This window comes from Paenibacillus sp. 01T443 (assembly GCF_056398325.1).
Genome location: NZ_JBFTPE010000008.1, coordinates 846,003 through 864,769 on the forward strand (window position 1 = coordinate 846,003; position 18,767 = coordinate 864,769).

The 18,767-nt window shown below is 45.5% G+C and carries 12 protein-coding genes; 4 read left to right on the forward strand and 8 right to left on the reverse strand.

Annotation, left to right across the window (positions count from 1 at the left end):
* Positions 1 to 11 precede the first annotated feature (11 nt).
* Both AC1DLI_RS17580 and AC1DLI_RS17585 read left to right on the forward strand, forming a co-directional pair.
* Positions 12 to 170, forward strand: a complete 159-nt coding sequence (locus AC1DLI_RS17580; RefSeq protein ID WP_477605095.1) for a hypothetical protein — start codon at positions 12 to 14, stop codon at positions 168 to 170.
* Between the two features lie 58 nt (positions 171 to 228).
* Complete coding sequence (locus AC1DLI_RS17585) at positions 229 to 714, forward strand: hypothetical protein (RefSeq protein WP_477604721.1); 486 nt, start codon at positions 229 to 231, stop codon at positions 712 to 714.
* Between the two features lie 83 nt (positions 715 to 797).
* Here the strand turns inward: AC1DLI_RS17585 and AC1DLI_RS17590 are convergent, their stop codons facing one another.
* The gene (locus tag AC1DLI_RS17590; protein WP_477604723.1) at positions 798 to 1,385 is read right to left on the reverse strand and encodes a TetR/AcrR family transcriptional regulator; all 588 of its coding nucleotides are present in this window, start codon (positions 1,383 to 1,385) and stop codon (positions 798 to 800) included.
* 246 nt (positions 1,386 to 1,631) lie between these two features.
* On the opposite strand from AC1DLI_RS17590, the gene AC1DLI_RS17595 reads away from it, so the two are divergent.
* Positions 1,632 to 3,116, forward strand: coding sequence for a DHA2 family efflux MFS transporter permease subunit (locus AC1DLI_RS17595; RefSeq protein ID WP_477605073.1), 1,485 nt, complete (start codon positions 1,632 to 1,634; stop codon positions 3,114 to 3,116).
* A gap of 139 nt (positions 3,117 to 3,255) precedes the next feature.
* Here the strand turns inward: AC1DLI_RS17595 and AC1DLI_RS17600 are convergent, their stop codons facing one another.
* A complete protein-coding gene (locus AC1DLI_RS17600; protein WP_477604725.1) occupies positions 3,256 to 4,014 on the reverse strand; it encodes an SDR family oxidoreductase in 759 nt (252 codons plus the stop codon).
* Between the two features lie 174 nt (positions 4,015 to 4,188).
* On the opposite strand from AC1DLI_RS17600, the gene AC1DLI_RS17605 reads away from it, so the two are divergent.
* On the forward strand, positions 4,189 to 4,791 hold the full coding sequence (locus AC1DLI_RS17605; protein WP_477604727.1) for a TetR/AcrR family transcriptional regulator: 603 nt from the start codon (positions 4,189 to 4,191) through the stop codon (positions 4,789 to 4,791).
* Between the two features lie 112 nt (positions 4,792 to 4,903).
* Here AC1DLI_RS17605 and AC1DLI_RS17610 read toward each other — a convergent pair whose 3' ends face one another.
* The 6 genes from AC1DLI_RS17610 to AC1DLI_RS17635 all read right to left on the reverse strand — a co-directional run bounded on the left by AC1DLI_RS17610 (position 4,904) and on the right by AC1DLI_RS17635 (position 18,555).
* A complete protein-coding gene (locus tag AC1DLI_RS17610; protein ID WP_477604729.1) occupies positions 4,904 to 5,749 on the reverse strand; it encodes a carbohydrate ABC transporter permease in 846 nt (281 codons plus the stop codon).
* Positions 5,750 to 5,776: 27 nt separating this feature from the next.
* Positions 5,777 to 6,745 (reverse strand): carbohydrate ABC transporter permease, encoded by a 969-nt coding sequence (locus AC1DLI_RS17615; protein WP_477604731.1) that lies wholly within the window; start codon positions 6,743 to 6,745, stop codon positions 5,777 to 5,779.
* Positions 6,746 to 6,895: 150 nt separating this feature from the next.
* Positions 6,896 to 8,245 (reverse strand): ABC transporter substrate-binding protein, encoded by a 1,350-nt coding sequence (locus AC1DLI_RS17620; RefSeq protein WP_477604732.1) that lies wholly within the window; start codon positions 8,243 to 8,245, stop codon positions 6,896 to 6,898.
* 100 nt (positions 8,246 to 8,345) lie between these two features.
* Positions 8,346 to 9,971, reverse strand: a complete 1,626-nt coding sequence (locus AC1DLI_RS17625; RefSeq protein WP_477604734.1) for a response regulator — start codon at positions 9,969 to 9,971, stop codon at positions 8,346 to 8,348.
* A complete protein-coding gene (locus AC1DLI_RS17630) occupies positions 9,968 to 11,689 on the reverse strand; it encodes a cache domain-containing sensor histidine kinase (RefSeq protein ID WP_477604736.1) in 1,722 nt (573 codons plus the stop codon). The genes AC1DLI_RS17625 and AC1DLI_RS17630 overlap by 4 nt, the downstream gene beginning before the upstream one ends.
* Positions 11,690 to 11,871: 182 nt before the next feature.
* A complete protein-coding gene (locus AC1DLI_RS17635) occupies positions 11,872 to 18,555 on the reverse strand; it encodes a LamG-like jellyroll fold domain-containing protein (protein WP_477604738.1) in 6,684 nt (2,227 codons plus the stop codon).
* Positions 18,556 to 18,767: the final 212 nt, after the last annotated feature.

Here is an 18,767-nt window from a genome sequence, read left to right on the forward strand (position 1 = left end):
AGGTGCTTGCATTGAAGATCATGATTTCCGCTTCGGAAGCAATGGAAAAAGGGGTATGGAAAGAGATCCTTCATCTCTTCGGCAGAGACGAAGATGAGGAATTTTGGCCCCAGGAGGAATTTATTTTAACGGAGGAGCAAGCGCATAACTTGAATCTAATAAAAAAATAAGCGTGAATAGGACAATTTATATCCTTCATATCATGTGGATAGGAGGAGGAGGATGCCTATGCGTTTTACAGTCCGGTATATCCCTTTGAGCAAGATCAAGCCGGATCTCTCCACCAAAATGACCGCTCGTATCCGTAGTCTTCGAAGAATGATGTGGGACTGTATGAATCTGCTGGTGGTGCGAAAAAACCGAAAGGATGGCAGCTATACCATCCTTATTGGCAATGACCGTTACGAATTTCTTCGCAAACATACCAAAAACCTAGTCGCGCCTTGTTTGGTCGACGAAAGTAAGCCCAAAGCGCGGCTACGAGCTTGGTACGATCAGGTACAGGCCAATCTTAGCTTGAGTCATGCTCCAGATCGAAAGCCTCTACGTATGAAACCGGTCGCTTTGTTAATTATAGAGGACTTTCTAAAGGAAGATCACCGTTTCAAACAGCTTACTCTAAGCGAGAAGCTTCAAGTATTGATGCTTGCAATTCGTTATAAAGATACTGTCAAGGCAACCATGAAAACGAAAATTGATAAGCTGACTTCATAACGAAAAATTGAAAGCTTACTCCGTACCCTAGAGTAAGCCTTTTTGCGTTTGCTGAAGCCTATTTGAGACTTAGCTCTGAATTCTTATCGTGTTAATGTCCGCAGCAAAGTAAATTGATTGGCGAGAAAAAGCGGCGTATACGGCATGTCATTTCGAAGCCATGCAACGATCGTACCGATCAATGCTGAAGAAGCGTACCATATGGCAATGTCCTTTTGAATATTTGCTGCTACAAGCTGGGACTCGCTCTCCGTTCTCTCCAGCCTTTCTTTAACCAATTTAGCAAGCAGCTTTAACAGATGATCCGAAAAGATCGTCGTTCGATTTATAGCGAGAATGACTTTATAAAACTTTGCATGCTTGGAAATATGCTCAAGCAGATTCACCAGCATCGGCCAATCCTCTTCTTCTGCCGAATTCGAATGCAGCTTCGTATCCTCCAAAACCTGATGAATGTCTTCAATCATATCATTCGCCATCTTTTCCAGCATATCCGGAATGTCCCGATAATGCAGATAAAAAGTAACGCGATTGATGGTGGCACGTTCTGCCAGGCGATTTACCGATATTTTTTCGATATCCATTTCCTGGAGCAGCTCAATAAAAGCGTCTCTAAGCAATTGACGTGTCCGAATTATGCGAGGATCTGTTCGCTGCGTTGAATTATCCATATCCTACTCCTTTCTCCTTTCTATAATTTTGTAAGCTACAATTTCAGGGCTTTCGTCGAACATCTTCAAGATAAACGACATAAATACTTTTATTGTAAACTACTTTACACTTCAATCAATTTCTGTCGCTTGTAAACCCATTAATTCTGCTTATAATCTAATTTATATACTGTCAATTATATAACACAGTGTAAATTAAGTCTATATAGAGAAGAATTGAAAGGATGGAGTAGGTTGAGTAAAAGTATGGCAATAAACAGCAGTTCGGTAAAAAAGGGACCGATCTTATTCATTATGATATTGGGTGCCTTTCTGGCGACACTGAATCAAACTGTCATGAGCGTTGCTGTTCCGGAATTAATGATTGATTTTAACATTTCGGCCGCAACGGCCCAGTGGCTGACAACAGGTTATATGTTGGTTAACGGGGTTCTGATCCCGATCACCGCCTATTTGATGCAACGATTTACCACGCGTGAGCTTTTTCAAACTTCGATGTTTATTTTTCTTGTAGGAACGATCGTATCGGCGGTCGCAACGAGCTTTCCCGTCCTGCTGACAGGACGTTTGATTCAGGCAGCCGGTGCCGGTATTATTATGCCTCTGCTCATGCATGTCATTCTAACGCTATTTCCCCCAAATAAAAGAGGAGCAGCCATGGGTATGGTTGGGTTCGCCATTATTTTCGCCCCGGCGATCGGGCCAACACTTGCCGGATACATCTTGGAAAATTATCCTTGGGAAACAATGTTTTACGGCATGATTCCGTTAGTCGTCATTGTTATCATCTGCGGGTTTATTTACCTGAAGAATGTGTCAGAGCGAATCCAAGCAAAAATTGACGTTCTGAGTGTGGCCCTTTCCACCGTCGGGTTCGGCGCTATGATGTATGGCTTCAGCCGAGCTGGCAGCGAAGGGTGGTCTAACGCGGAGGTGCTCGTGTCGCTTATTGCGGGGATCCTTTCTCTCGTCCTGTTTACTTGGCGGCAGCTGGTTTCCCAAAATCCGCTCCTTGATCTCCGCGCTTTCAAATACAGCATGTTTTCTTTAACCACCATCATAAATATCGCGGTTACCATCGTGATGTATGCGGATATGATGCTGCTTCCTCTTTATCTACAAAATTCTCGAGGCTTTACTGCCTTGGAGTCCGGCTTATTGATGTTCCCTGGCTCGCTTCTGATGGGCGTTATGATGCCGATCACTGGACGGCTGTTCGATAAGTTCGGAGCAAAATGGCTTTCCATCATTGGCATGGCTATTACGATCGTAACCACCTTCGGCTTTATTAACTTGACGGATACGACCAGCTATACCTATCTGGTTCTCATGTCTACGGGTCGACGCTTCGGCATGGCCATGCTCCTGATGCCGATTACCACAGCAGGTTTAAATCAATTACCTGCCAGACTTAATGCACATGGTACGGCTATCTCCAATACCATTAAACAAGTTGCCGGCGCCGTAGGCACCTCTCTCCTTGTGACTGTGATGACGAATCGCACCACAACACATCTTAAGGATATAATGGCGTCTGGCGTGACAGAGGGCGCAACACAAAAGCAAATGATTATGGAAGCTTCCATCCAAGGTATAAATGACGCCTATCTCGTTATCGTTGGGATTGGCATAGTCGGTTTGCTGCTTTCCTTCTTTATCAAACGGGTAGAACAAACCTCCCCGGAAGAATCCAAAGCAAAGTTGAAAATAGCCATTCCGAAAGAAGCCTGATGAACAATTCTTGATTATCTTCAGCTTTCAAAGCCAAAGCTATACAAAAAACAAGACTACTCACCTTATCCTAAAAGGTGAGTAGTCTTATTTTTGAATCCTCCCCTGTCGTGATAGGAGGCTGATTTGATTTCTTGAATTAGTAGGACGACCAGCCAGCATCTGCGACAATCGTAGTGCCGTTGACAAAGCTTGACTCATCGGAGGCCAAGAACAAAGCAACTTTCGCGACCTCTTCGGGCTCACCCAAACGCGGGTTAATCCCCATTCCGCTCGACGAACGTTCCGCGCCGAAAGGATTCGGCTCCGTTATGGATGCGGCAATATTCGTTTTCACGGCTCCAGGCGCAATGGCGTTGCAGCGAATACCGAGCTTGGCATACTGAAAACCGACATTTTTCGTGAATCCGATGACAGCATGCTTCGATGCAGTATAGGCAGCACCCGCACGAGAACCGAACAGTCCTCCATTAGAGGCAATATTTACGATGACGCCTTCCTTCTTTTCCGTGAAGATTGGAAGCACCTTGCGTGTGGTCCGCATAGGACCAGTCGTATTGACGGCAAATACCTTTTCCCAAAGCTCGTCAGTAAGGTCTCCGGCAGGTACGAAATTATCCATAATACCCGCGTTGTTTACCAAGATATCCACCGTTCCGAATTCGTCCACCGCGCTGTCAATCAGTCGCTGAACATCCTCTTCTACGGCAACATTAGCAGCAACCGCGATAGCGCTGCCGCCTTTTTCTTCGATTCCCTGAACAACTTTTTTGGCATTCTCCAGATTGATATCCGAAAGGATTACTTTTGCTCCTTCTTCAGCGAAGAGCTCTGCGATCGCCTTCCCCATACCCGATGCCGCCCCTGTCACAACCGCGACTTTTCCGAAAAGCTTCATCCGTCATACCTCCGTATTTTGTGTTAGAATAAACACATGTTGACTAACGAACATCTGTTAGATTTAGTATAAAGTTCACCAAAAATGTTAGCAATCATCAAAAAACATGCAAATGATGACTAAACAACAAACAGGAATGGAATTGTAAATCAGATGTATAGGAGGATCATCGACGTGTATAAACCCGTCTCAAATACAGATCCCAGAATCATTCGCAGTAAAACAGCCTTAAGGGAAGCCTTGCTTCATCTTATGTCCCAAAAATCGTTTGCCTCCATTTCGATAACCGATATTGTCAAACATGCGAGTTATAACAGAGGCACATTCTATGCCAATTATGCGAACAAAGAGGATCTCCTAGACGATATGATTACCGAGTTGATCAAAGATTTGCTTCAATCCTTCCGCGCGCCCTATGAAAAAGCAACCGAGTTCTTCCCGTATGAGCTGCATGCCAACTCAATCATGATTTTTGAACATATTGCCCAGCACTCAAACATCTACAGCGTTCTGGCAAGAAGCGAAGCGCTCCCTATCCTTAGAGAAAAAATGTTTCTTTCCTTAAAGCAAATATTAAGGGAAGAGTTAATTTTCGAAGATACCGATGTTGATCAAGAGCTTCTTGCCATTTATTCTCTTCATGCGCTGCTTGGGCTGATCTTTCATTGGATCGATAGCGGGTTTGTCCATTCTCCTTCTTATATGCAAGAGCAGCTTGTCAAAATTCTAAACCATCGCCCGTCAAGCACCAAAATGTCACTTAAGACAAAACAATAACAAAATGATATTTAGTTCAACGGCAGACATGGGTATGATGGAGCATAGCGAAAAGACGACCACTCTACCCGATATCTGGGAACTGTGGTCGTCTATTTTTTTGCACTTACACCTAACCTTTCACGGCGCCGGCAGTCATACCTTCAATTAAGAACCGCTGCAGGAAGATGAAAATAATAACGACAGGCAATACGCTAAGTACGGAAGCAGCCATCATGCTGCCCCAATCGGTTTGATACAGTCCTTTAAACAAGCTGATACCCGGCGTTAGCGTGCGATGCGATTCATCATTAATGAATACAAAACCGAACATGAACTCATTCCATGCATTCAGGAAAGCATATAAAGAGGTTGCTACCAAGCTAGGTAGCGAAACGGGAAGCAAAATCCTGAATATGATACCCACTCTGGTGCAGCCGTCAATCTCGGCAGACTCTTCCATTTCGAGCGGAATGGAGTCAAAGAAGCCCTTCAGCATGAACGTGCAAAGCGGTACCGTAAACGTTGTATAGGCTAATATAAGGGACATATACGTATTAATCAGATTGATATTTTTCATGACCAAGTAGAGTGGAATTAATAAGAGAACCCCAGGAATCATTTGTGACAACAGCATAGCGATGCCGAATACCTTAACGCCCCGAAATCTAAAATATCGGCTTAAGGCATAGCCTGCGAAGATTGATATGAACAGGGAGGCAAACGTTGTTACCGTAGCGATGAAAACACTATTTTTGAAAAAGGTAAGGAAGGCAGAACCTGTAAGCACATTTTTAAAGTGCTCTAAGGTAGGCGCGCTAATTAGAAATGTAGGATTAAGTGTACGAATTTCAGTGCTCGGCTTCAAGGACGTGACGAGCATCCACAGAAAAGGGAACAAACAATAAAACGAGAAACCTAACAAAACCGCGTAGGTTAAGACATTCAGCAGCCTTTGCTTTCGACGGCTTATTAACATGCTCTTCACACTCCGATCCAGACTATACTAGCCCCGACTTTTTCTGTTTGTTGCAAAGTAATATAAAATAAATCCGCTAATCATAAATACCAGCATCATAGAAGCAAGCGCGGAGGCGTTTCCGAAATTGTATGATTTCATCGCATAGTTATAAATCATGATCGGCAGCGTTTCCGATGAGTGCAGCGGTCCGCCTTCCGTCATAACCCAAATGAAATCGAAATTGATCGCCGTCCAAATGACGTGAATAAAAATAATAGTAAGCGATACCGTTTTGAGCTGTGGCAAAACAATCCTGAAGAAGCGCATACGAATGCCAGCTCCATCAATAGCCGCCGCCTCAAGCATATCACGCGATATCGACTGCAGACCTGCAAGCAGGCTGATCGTGTAAAACGGAAAGCTTCTCCAAATATTGACGAAAACAACCGTTAAAAGTGCGGTATTCAGCTCTCCCAACCAATAATAAGGCTCGTCAATTATCCCAAGTTTCGTTAGCCAAAGATTAATGATGCCATAGTCAGGCGTCAACATCCAAGTCCAGGTTAACCCTGCAATGACGATGGGAACTACCCATGGAATGATAATGATGGAACGGAATACGAGCCTGCCCCGGACCTTCTGATTTAAAGCGATCGCAGATATAAGACCAAGCACAAACTCTCCAGCTACGGAAAGCACCGTCCAGACGGCCGTATTCCTAAGTGAGCTCCGGAAATATTCATTATTGATGACTTCTTTGAAGTTATTTAAACCAGCAAAACCAGATATCGCTTTGTTCATTAAATTTTTGAATTGAAAGCTGTCCCATAGGACCGTTACAAGCGGATAGGCATTCATTAGAATAAAAAACAACATGGCCGGTAAAATAAACCAATACGCAAGTCTTCGGATTCGTTTCTCTCTTAGGGATAGGGAAATGGTTCTTTTCATTTTTGATTTGATAGGGGCAGGCCCCTTTGCGGCCTTATTCAGCATTTCAGTTTGGTTTGCCATCTCTCTCACCACATTTTTTTGGAATAGAAAGAGCAAGCATAGATGGGAGCGAACATTGCGGTCCATGCCCCTGCCCCACGCTTGCCCTATCTTAAGAAGGATTTATATTTAATGTTTGTCTGGTTATCTCAATGCATAAGTTTACTTTCCTTAATTTCCGCTAAACTCTCCAGTTGCCTTCAGGCTTTCATTAATGGCCTGTGACAACCACTTCGCCACATCTTCCGGCTTGTCGTTTTTCAGCATAACTCTTGCAAGTGAGTCTTCCATCGCTTTCGTAATGCCGCCAAGCGAAACTGTCGGGAATACGATGCCTTGGGATGCTAACGCCATAAACTCTTTACCCCAACCCGCTTCGCTCACAACGTCACTGCGGGGAGCTTTCGACGGGTTAACCGCCGTTTGATAATCGCTGCCAACGAGGAAAGAAGCGAATTCCCACGACTCGTCCAGATTATCCGACTTGTACACATAGAGCGGCGCAATTTCCATGAATGTCGCAGGACTGCTTTTATAAATCGGCGCAGCGACCTTAACGTCCTTCATGCCTTCAGGATTTTCAGTGCTGCGTCCTTCAATCCAAGGACCGTTGACCACCATCGCATATTGTCCGAGCACGAAGTTTTGGTCTTCCTCTTCCCAGCCCCATGTCTTGGCATCGGAAGCCATTACTTTTTTCGAAAGCAATTCTTGATAGAACTGGAACACTTCCGTAGCTTTAGCCAATTGATCCGGATTATCTTGCCATGTATTTTTGTATTTTCCATCGGCTTGCTGTTCTGCAAGCTTCACATCATTTTGTGCCAAATACATAATCAGCTCTTGCGGAGAACGTACGCCTGCGCCGGCGATACCGAAAGCACCCTTGCCGGTTTTTGTCTTTATCGTATCTCCCATAGCAAGCAGCTCATCCCATGTTTTTGGCGGTGCGTCGTAGCCTGCATCCTTCAAAATTTGCTCATGATAGAGTAGGGCACGAATACCAAGATAGTTAGGAAGCGCTTTTACTTTGCCGTCGATTTTAAGAGCATCCCATACATTCCCATAGATTTTATCTTTGTCCTCCCACTTATCTACATAAGCAGTCAGGTCCGCCAAAGCATCGAATTTATTAAACTCGCCGAACCATTCCGCAAGCCCCCAGCTCAAATCCGGTGCATCGCCGGCATTGATTGCCGCTACTAATTTATCATGCAGGACATCGTAAGTGATCACTTGAAGATTCACGTTGATGTTTTCGTTCGCATCATCGAACTCCTTAACCTTTGCTTGAATCGCTTTCCCTTCATCCGTGCTTGGATCAAGCGCTGCCCAAAAGTCTAAGGTAACCGGTTTCCCGTTCTCTTGGGTGTTATTGGCTTCGGCTGCATTCGAAGTCGGGCTTGTATTACCTTCGGTCTTCGTATTCCCTCCGTTATTGCTGCCGCAGCCTGCTGCAAGCGCTACAAGCAGAACTAAGCTGAGAAAGAAGGCCAAGCTTTTTCTCGTTTTTGTTGTCATGCGTTGAATCCCCTCTCGGTAATTGGTACTTACATCTCTTATTTTAAGGGGGACGCGAACCCTTGAGTATGCCGCTATGTTCACTACTATGTTGAATATATTAAGTTCGGTCAGTTGTTTGCTGCCTATATTGCGTAGGCTGAACGCCGGTCGCTTTTTTAAACACCTGGCTGAAATAACGCTGATCTTTATAGCCGACCTGCTCTGCGATTTCATAAGCTTTTAACTCGCTTTCAAGCAGCAGCCGCTTTGCTTGGTCGATGCGTACTGCAGTCAGATAGTCCATAAAGCTTTCCCCCGTGACGCTTTTAAAAAGAGAACAGAAATAATTTTTATTGATAAAAAAAGTTTGCGAAATATGTTCCAAATTTACCGTACGATACTGCTCCTGCACGTATTTGCGGATCACCTCGATAAGCTGCTTTCCGCTCTTCGTCCTTGTTTCGGAGAACGAAAGATCGAGCATATAAGTGACCATGCGCTGCAGAAGCGCTTTCATCTGCTGGATCTTCAATTCGGACAGCTTACTCTTTCCTTCTCCAACCATTAATGCGATATCGCGATTTTTCGCTTTAAGTTCAATTTTGTCCAAGATCGCAGAGATCGCAAGCTTGAGCTCGAATCCGCTTATCTTGGAAAGATTATTTTCACCGAATGCTTCCTCTAGCTTAATCTTCAATTGCTCTCCGTCTCTAAGCGTTCCGTATTCCAGAAGAAGATCAAATAACAAAGTGATTTCTTTCCACACTGACATTTGAGACAGAGACGACGAAGTTGATTGCAGCGTCTTTTCCCCGCGACTGAAGGTGCCTACCGATTCTTGTTCGCTGAGCAGCATTGATTCAATGGCATGCGCACCCTCGCGATAAGCCTCCGGAAGCTTCGATATGCGGTTCTTGAACGAGCTTAAACCCAGCTTTACATTCACGCGCATAAAATGTACAAGAGATCGATGAAGCTTATTGACCAGAGACTGAAGTTTGTCATCATTGCGCATGGGGCTGTTGAATAAAATAATGAATTCATTGGATTTAGAAAGATGCCGGAAAACAACGGAAGGGGAGTAATAATCGATGGTTTCCTTTATAATGTTGCGTGCGGCAAAGTAAAAAACATTTCGATCTCCCCCGTAGCGTTCATTAACCCGTTCATCAAAATCAAACAGCTTTACGACCACCGCGTAGAAACCCGATTCAGGAAGCAGAACGGATAATTCGGCAGCTTGTACGATAAGCTCGTTTTCATCTGCTTCAGAGGCATCGGCCGTACTGGTTAAAAATTCATCCTGAAGAACGGTCAACCCATTTTGCAGCACCGCTTTTTCATTGATTTGCACCACTTTGGCATTAGAATCTTTGCGAATCTTTTCTACCGCTTTGCTCAGAATCTGCAGCAGATCCGCTTCATTAAGCGGCTTCAGCAGATAATCAAAGGCACCATGCAGAAATGCCGGACGAGAATATTCGAAATCGCCGTAGCCGCTAAGCACAATAACTTCTGCATGGATATCGGATTGTTTTAACCATTCCATAAAGCTTAGCCCATCCATCAAAGGCATTTTGATATCCGTTAAAATGAGCTGGGGACGTAAAGAGGCAGCCAGACGACAAGCTTCCTCGCCGTTTACGGCATGTCCAATAATTGTCCATCCAAGTGCTTCCCACGGAATCACATTTTTCATCTGTTCATGCACGGATGCTTCATCATCGACGATTAGCACTTTCATCCCGGTATCGCTCCCTTAAGCGGCAATTTGTAAATGACGTATGTTCCCATGTTCTTTCTGCTTCTCACCACTATTCCGTAATTTTCGCCGCAAATAAGCCCGATCCGCACATTTACGTTAGAGAGCCCGATAGAATCTCGATGAAATTGGTGAATTCGATTATTCCTATCAAGCAGGTCTCCCACATATACGGACTCCTCCTCCGTCATGCCAGCGCCATTATCCGTAACATACAAATAAATAGCATCCCGCTCCTTAGACACCCTTCCGGAAATTCTCAACAATTTTTTGGTTCCTTTGCTCGGGATCAATCCATGCTCCACGGCGTTTTCTACGATCGGTTGAAGAACAAGCTTCGGTATATATAGCTCACGAATGCTCGGATCAATCACGATCCTCGACCGGATAAGACCCGAGTAACGCTTGTTGATAATAACCAAGTAATTTCTAATATGTATAAGCTCATCCCGCACGGTAACCCATTCATTTTCGATCTTCATATTGTAGCGGTACATATGGCTAAGACTTTTGCAAATCAGCTTCAAGTCGGGCACCTTGTTCACTTCCGCAATGCCGGACATCAATTGAAGCGTATTAAATAAAAAATGAGGCGATATTTGCGCTTGCAGCGCCTTAATTTGCGACTCCTGGTTCATTAACCGCAGCTTCAAGTCATGCTCGATCAACTGCTGAATCGTCTCCGCCATTTGATTGAACTGCTTGCCCAAATATCCGATCTCATCCTGAGACTCCACATCTACCCTAGCATCGTAATCCCCGATTTGAATGCGACCCATCTTTCGATGGAGATGTACGATTGGTTTCGTCAAACTAAAGCTTAGAGCATAGGAGAACAATACAGCCAGTAAACAAACGAATCCAACCATGGAATATGCCGCCGTGCTGTAAAATTGAAGCTTTGGATCATTCTCATAGAAATATCGCAATGTCCATGTCGAATCATTCAGCGGAACGGTTAATCGAACAGCTTTGTCGTCGTACGATTCAGAATCAAAGCTGCTATCGACCGCTTCAGGAGCGGTATCATATATAATTCGTTCCGTTGAATCCGTTAGAACGATGCGCCCATGATAAAAGTCATTATACCGTTCAACCAGCGTTCGAAAGCCCTTTTCTCGCAGGTCGATGACCAATAGCCCCACAGGATTGCCCATATATCGAACAGGATATAAAAACTGCATGACCGGCTCTCCGTATTCCGTATGATAATTAAAGGTAATAAACGGCTTGTTGCCTGACCGCTCCGTCATTTCAAGCAAGCTCTGAGCATATTCCGACTTATAATGAGGATGTAACCCGGGATAAAAAGCCCCCATCTGCTCTCCATCCGAGCGGATCAAATACATCCCCATAATATCCGTTAGACGAGATTGATAATAAACGCTGAAAAAAAATTCCCTTATATCTCTTACCGTGTCGTAGGTTCTGCTATCTGTCAAAAACTCTTTGTCCAATGCGATACTTTCAATCAGGCTAGCATTCGAATAAATTTGGTAAGCGGTTTCATTAAGAGCCTCTCCATACTCTTCGATTCTGGATTTCAGATCCTCTTCCACGCGATTTTTGGCAAACATGCGATCTTCCTCGATATTTTGCGAAACCTGATATAAAATAATTCCGCAAGTAATAGCCAGCGGCAGCGCGGTTGCCACGATCATAGCTAAAAAAATCTTCATGCGGATTCGTTTAAACCTCATAAGCCTGCCCCCTTATCCAAGTCATGTAATGCAGATAGGATTGATTTCGACATCATCTGCCTAATCCCTACTTTATTGTCGCTCATTCCTATCCTATCTTGATTCACGCTCTTATTTGTTTGGACAATCTTCACGGTAATAGCAGCAGCCAAGCAAGGAAACCTTGCTTGGCTGCTTTCTCGTTATTTTCCGATTAATGCAGACTTTTCTAGCATTCTTCTAATGATAACCGCTCCTTGGGCTCTGGTTAAATTGTCGCCTGGAGCAAGCTTGCCGTCATGCCCTTGAACGATACCCTCCCGAACGGCCAATGCCGAAGCGGCCAATGCCCAATCGCTAATTAGCGCAGCGTCTTCGAATACGGCGAGTGTTTGATTGATATCGCCGTTTTCTATTTTGCTGTCACCAAGTGTTAGTTTTAATGCTCTTTCAATAATGACCATCGCTTCCGCTCTTGAAATCGTATGGTCCGGACGGAACGTACCGTCTTGGTAGCCGTCGATTAACCCATAGGAAGCAGCAATCGCTACCGTTTCCTTGTACCATGCATTTAACGGCATGTCACTGAATGACGGAACCCCTTCGCTCCGAGCTCCGCGCAATCCGAGCGCTCTCACCATAACGGCGGCAAACTCTGCCCTTGTGATGCTCTTGTCAGGCATGAATGAAGTTGCATTCACTCCTTTGATAATAAGACGCGAAGCCATATCATTGACTTCATTCCGGCTCCAATGCGTCTCGATGTCTACGAATGAAACCGGATTAGAGATAACCGTATATACGCTATTGGTCATGCTGTTAATGACCGCATAATAGATCCCGTTCTTCTGTACAATCTTTGTTGGAACATGCGATACCGTTCCATCCTCGTTCAGCACCACGCCTGTCGTAATGCGGTTCGGATCTACGCCTGCAGGTATAGTGATCATACGGGTAACATAATTGTCAAACTGCTTCACTTCAACAACATGCCCCTTGTAAACAACCTCGACCTTGAACTCTACAGGTGTCGCGATAATGTTCAATTTGCCATCGGAAGCCTCTTTAAACCGTTCTGCCTGTTCCGCTGTTAATTCGGCAATCTTGATGCGGATTTTGAGGTCTTGCAACGCGATTTGAGTGCCTAATTTCTTTGAAATATCATCAATCTTGATCTCGGAAGACGGGAGCAGATAAGAAGCATGGTCCGTCTTCAACTCCAATGCTGTACCTTTGTTCTCCATCGCTTTAAGCAGCTGCCCATTGAGTTCTCCAATGACTTCCCTTGCATCGATATGGACAGGAATGGTAAGTAACTTAAATGCAGCTTTGTTCAATTGGTCAATGAGCATGTTGTTATCTAATTGTACGAGTGCAGACTTTCCAAATTCCGTTTCTGACAAAAGAACGGTTGCCCGAATGTTTTTATTCTCGCCGTCTGTCATAATATCAATTTGGCTTTCGTTCGGATTCGTATTGCTGCCGTTGTTGCCAGAATTCTCGTTGGTTTCCTCCTCTGCCTCAAGAGTTGCTTTCGCGATTTCGAACTTATCGAAGTATGGCGCGTACTGTAGCACGTTACTGAACCTATAAGAATTATCATTATAAAACGTTATCGTGTTATCTCCCGCTTGAAGCTCTATGTCGACAACGGTATTGCGTACGGAATTCCAAGCCAGCGTATTAATAAAATACACGGTCTGAGGAGTTCCGCCGTTCACGACGATTTGGGCATACCGCTCAACGAGGTCGGTATTATAGGGATGAATATATCCGTTCGGATGTGCAGCCGTTACGATAGCCGGAGCCGGTTCGTTATTGCTGTAATCGATGGAAAGCTTGTATGCTCCTGCTTCTTTTACAGTAACGTTGACGGATACTCCATTCTCTTTACTTTCTCCTATACCTGCGACATACTCTCCGCTGGAGAAATTGTCACTCTCCACAGCCTTTGCTGTTCCAAATAAATGTCCGGTCTCCGCTTCCAAAACAATCTTTTCCTTCTCGCTTGCTTCCGCGTCATAAGTCGCTTGCAGATAATCCAGAGAAACCGGCTGTTCGCTTGCGATCTTAATCGTATTGGCGCCTGCACTCAGATATACCCGATTTCCGGATACAGAGGCAAAGGCCGTCCTGGATTGCAAAGCATAACTGCCAATAGAGCTCCAAGAAGTAGTCAATGTCGTATCCGGCGTAGCATCAGGCGCATGTTTAACGATCTTTTTATATAACGTAATCTCACCTGCAGTCTCGGATGCATAACCTAACTTCAAATCATAGTATCCGTTTTCCTTAACGACAGCTGTGAACTGAACCTCCCCGCTTCCGGCAATATATGCACCTGAGCTTGGCCCCAGTATCGTCGACGCTTTATCGAAGTCGCTGCCGTAGCCTGCTTCCTCGGCTTCCAGAAGATAGGATTCAGTGATCTTAGATCCCAAAGCGCCTGTATAGGTTAAATCCACTTTGTCTAGCGAAGCGTCTAAGCCCCCACTTTTGCTAAAATGGAGCGTATGCGTACCTGCCTTCAAATTCACATAAAGTGTCTTACTTGCAAAATAGTCGTTAAAAATCGTTGAATCATAAGTAAGTTCAGCGTGGTTGTCGCCGTCAATCTTGAGAAGCTGCTTCGCAAGATCTCCTTGCGCACGGTTTCTTCCGTTCGTAGTCAGCGCATTATTTCCATAATAAACTTCCAACTTATAGACTCCATCTTGCGGAACATCTACGGTAAATGTTACGCTGCCGCCAGACGGGATGCTGCTTACATATCGCCCGCTGGAGGCAGGGCTTGCATCTTGATTAGCAATGGATACACCGCCGAGCGCAGCATTCTCTGCTTCGTATGTCGTTGTCCAGATACGTTCATAGTCGCTGTACTCCGTTATCTGATTATTCGAAGCAGGTGTTACGATGGCAAAGAAACCGTCCTTGCCGTTTGCGTCCGGTACCGTAATATTCAGAGTTCCGTCCGTAAGGGCGACGTTGCCTTCGAACTCAACGCGCGGTGCCTCTAGCGTCCCGTAATAACCTGTGAATTTGGTTCTGTAAAGCTTAACATGAACCGAATCCGCACCTTCGAAAGCAGCGCTATCCGAAAGATCATGCATCGATGCAGTCAAAACGCCGTCTTGCCCGCCAAAAATGGTGTAAGCAGTACGTTTCTCGTTATCAATCGATGCAAGTCCGTACATGCCGTCCGGTACCGCATTATAGGTTTCCACTGCTACCGTTTCTCCGGTCATGTCCGCATACCATTTGTAAAGCCACCATGCGCCGTTCGGTTTATTGGCGTCTGCCGCAAGCTCATTAAGTGAATTCGCCAAATGCCAGTAGGCAATTGAGCCATACACCTTCTGGGTCTCAAATCGCGCCATCCATTGAATCAGACTGCCGGCAGCACCGGGATCTTCAAACCATGAGTACTCATTAATGACGATTTGTCTTTTCGGAATATTGTGTTTAGCCTCAAGGCTGCGGTAATGGTTATAGTTGTCTTCCCATCTAGCTTCAAATGAACCGCCGTCATTACCAAGTTCATGCCATGTCATCACATCCGGAATACAGTCGTTAACCACGCAGTAGTCCATAAATTTTTCCATGACGGATTTATTATAGCTGGCCAAATTGGGGCCCGCCACTCTTGCATTAGGATCTTCCGCCTTTACTGCATCGTATATTCTCTTAAATGCAGCGAAGAAGCCGGCTTCATTCATTTGCCCGTTAAACCAAATACCATCGGGCTCATTAAAAATAACGTACACGAATTTCTCGCTATTTTTATTGCTCTTAGCCTTCCTGACCGTTTCCACTGCCAATTGCTCGTATTGGTCGAGCCCATTATATTCATACGGCCATTGGTAATACATGTCCTGAATATAGATTTGGATTTGCTCTACGCCGGATTCGATCAGCGCATCAGATAGTCTGACGCCGTCGCCTGAAGGATGCTGAAGGCCGCCGGGCGCTTTTTGTACGACCACTTTTGGCTTTAACGGTGAGAGCAAGTCAATGGTCGGCACGTTAGGCTCGCTTAAACCGTACAGAAAACCGCTCGCTCCATGCATGATTTCGCCATTCGTTTGATTCATGAAAAAGCTTGCTGTCGCACCCTTTGTTGGATCAATAAATTCAAGCTTATATTCGACCGATACTTTCCCGTTCGGAGAAGTAACCGTTATAAGATACGAGAATGTTTTTAACTTTGTTATTACAGCTTTCGCATCGGGATTTGACTTTTCAAGGATGATTTCTTCTAAAGCAGGAACGTCGCTTACACGATCAATCGGGTATTGATACGTCGACTGGCCAGGCTTGACCGCGATGGTGTGGTCACCAATCGTGATACTCTTTAATACCGCATTATAGTCGCTGCCTACGATAGTCGTGATCTCATCCGCGCTTAAAGCGTTTTTGAAAAACATAACATCATCGATTTGAGCTTTTAAGTCGGGATCGGCACTAAATCTCGAACGCCCTATAGAATTTTTCGTAAAGCTTTCCACCAGATCGAATATGGCGCTGTCAGCATTTTGCGCTTTGACCGCAGCACCGTTCACATATATGATTTGTTGATTGCCTTTGACGGAATACGCCACATGCGTCCATTCGCCCTTTGCTGTTGCGTAACCACTCATGTATTCTTTGCCGGTTCCTGTGTTCACTTCGCTGCCGTTCGAAGTGGAAACGTAAAAGAATGGCGGCGTACCCGATCCGTAATCCGTCGAGCTTGCATCGAATAACCTCGACCAGCCATGTACGCTCGAATTCAGTTTCGCCCACATGGCGACCGTAAAGCCGCCCTCGGCGGTTACGCCCTCGAACAAACCGGCTGGCAAGCTTAGGGAGCCCCCGGATCCGTTTGACCCGCCTGGAAGATTCAACACTTGTCCCCGTTCGGCATCGGTTTTGATCTGTGCGCCTACTTTCAGCGAAGCGTCATGCGTACCGCCCTCTGCATCGTTCAAAACATTGCCATTCGCATCCGCTGCAGAATCGAAGGAATAGTAGTAATCCGGATGAATGCCTAAAGGCAGTTCTTCTTTCAGACTATTTATTGCCCCTTGAAGACGATTAAGCGCTTCGTTAATTACCCCTTGCGGATGACTTCCTTCCGCGAGCAGAGCGGTTGTTTCTGCGATAACATTTTGCATAAATTGATAGGACTGGGTCGTATAATTGCCTTGTTCGATGAGTTTAGCCTCTTCGAGTAGATCATGAAGCGCCGCCGGATCGCCGACACCGCTGATGCTGGCTGCATCCTCCACCGTTAAATACCTGGTATAGAAAGTAAAATCATCAATTTTCCCCGTAAAGTTATTATCGGACGTATATAAAGAACGCCCTAGAGCGCTATGGACAAGCGACGTCAAATAATCGGGATCGAAAAACGAAGGTAGCGCCTCAGATAGGTTAGCAGCCGCAAATCTTTTAATAATGCCGTTATCGATATCAGCGATTTTTCGCCCGTCGAGATAAACGTCAAAAGCATCATTTTTCCCCGTTACAATGAAGTTTTGCCATGTATCGGCTTCAAAACCGCGGTCGAATGTAATATCTACGCCGTCCTCGGCCGCTGAGTTCGCGGCAACACCGTTAAACAGGCGCGCATTATAATCCCCTCCGCCGCGGACGACTGCAAACTCGGGATCTGTCCACCAATTGTTGCCGGCATTCGTTTGGCCGAGTGGATAAGGACTGGCAGAGAACAGACGGGAGTAGCTAGCTCCATCAGCCGGCACATTAAGCCACAATGACATCGCGAATCCATCATCGCCGTTCACACCGCTAAATAAATCCTGAGGCAACGTTAACCAGCTTCCAGCTGCCGCGCCTCCGCCTGGCAAACTCAATACCGCTCCGCCTCTTTCGACATCCGGGACAACGGCAGCCGCAGCGCCAATTTCCGCATTTGACCCGCCTTCGACTCCATTTTGTACGACCTTGCCCTCAACCTGATCAAATGAATAATAATAGCTTATGTCATTATCCATTTCCGGCAAGAAGTAACGATCGTACACCGCTTTAACTTCATCCGAGGAAAGAGCGACGTTATAAAGCTGGATATCGTCAAATTTCCCCTTAACGTCAGCATCAGACGTATACAATGATCGTCCGAAGTCGTTGAATTGGAGAGCGTCTAAATGGCTTCGATCAAAAAAAGCCTGCATGACGGACGACACCGTTGCTCCAGCCGTGCTGTTGCCGGCGTAGAGCGTGCTGTCTCCTGAAGGAACTCCGTCAAGGAATACGTTATATGCTCCTGCTTTTGTCATCGAAACGACAACATGCTGCCATTTTCCTTTTGAAATAGCGGTATTCCAGCTCATATCACCTTTGTAATTCGCCACCGCAGCAGGATTTGTTCCCGTAAAAATACGATGTTCGTAAGTATCGCCTCCCGTTACGAATGAAAACTCGGGATCGTTCCATGAGTTTATTCCGCTGAAGGAAAGACTCTTCTCCTTGATTGTAGATGAAAACAAACGATGGTACGCGCCTGCGTCAGATGCTACGTTTACCCACATTGCCACTGTCAATTCATCCGTGACCTGACTGTAAAGATCATCCGGGAGCGATAACCAGCCTCCGCTGCCTGCCTGTCCGCCAGGAAGTGAAAGAACACGTCCCCGTTCTTCATCCAAAGCGACAGAAGCGCCCGCATGCAGTTCAGCGTTGCCCTCGCTATTATGAGGATAGACGCTGTTCGCAACGGTTGAACCTTCAACCTCATTGTTCTCGAAACCCCAACTGTAAACCGGTACTGCGGTGGTTCCGACACCAGCGTCCGGTGCTATACTCGCAGCATGTATGCCAACAGGTGCATATGTCATTACGATCACACCTGTCAGTAGCATCGCCGTCCAGCGTTTCATTTTGCCCTTCATTCCTCTCACTCCTTTGAATTCATGAATGCGTTTTCATTATAGTCCAGCTGAGCTCTAACTTAAATGAGAGAATGTTAAGGTTAATGTAGAGTAAATTCAGTAGTACTCGATAAATGCAAGCGACTACTCCGATAGCCCATGAATCGCATGGAAAAGAGGTAGAAATAAGAATAAACCAAGTCATTTGAAGCCCCGGCTTCTTTGACTTGGCT

Bases quoted from the DNA above. Each gene is read 5' to 3' on its own strand.
- AC1DLI_RS17630 (WP_477604736.1), bottom strand. From the start codon at position 11,689: ATGAGGTTTAAACGAATCCGCATGAAGATTTTTTTAGCTATGATCGTG.
- AC1DLI_RS17620 (WP_477604732.1), bottom strand. From the start codon at position 8,245: ATGACAACAAAAACGAGAAAAAGCTTGGCCTTCTTTCTCAGCTTAGTT.
- AC1DLI_RS17625 (WP_477604734.1), bottom strand. From the start codon at position 9,971: ATGAAAGTGCTAATCGTCGATGATGAAGCATCCGTGCATGAACAGATG.
- AC1DLI_RS17600 (WP_477604725.1), bottom strand. From the start codon at position 4,014: ATGAAGCTTTTCGGAAAAGTCGCGGTTGTGACAGGGGCGGCATCGGGT.
- AC1DLI_RS17590 (WP_477604723.1), bottom strand. From the start codon at position 1,385: ATGGATAATTCAACGCAGCGAACAGATCCTCGCATAATTCGGACACGT.
- AC1DLI_RS17610 (WP_477604729.1), bottom strand. From the start codon at position 5,749: ATGTTAATAAGCCGTCGAAAGCAAAGGCTGCTGAATGTCTTAACCTAC.
- AC1DLI_RS17615 (WP_477604731.1), bottom strand. From the start codon at position 6,745: ATGGCAAACCAAACTGAAATGCTGAATAAGGCCGCAAAGGGGCCTGCC.
- AC1DLI_RS17595 (WP_477605073.1), top strand. From the start codon at position 1,632: ATGGCAATAAACAGCAGTTCGGTAAAAAAGGGACCGATCTTATTCATT.
- AC1DLI_RS17585 (WP_477604721.1), top strand. From the start codon at position 229: ATGCGTTTTACAGTCCGGTATATCCCTTTGAGCAAGATCAAGCCGGAT.
- AC1DLI_RS17635 (WP_477604738.1), bottom strand. From the start codon at position 18,555: ATGAAGGGCAAAATGAAACGCTGGACGGCGATGCTACTGACAGGTGTG.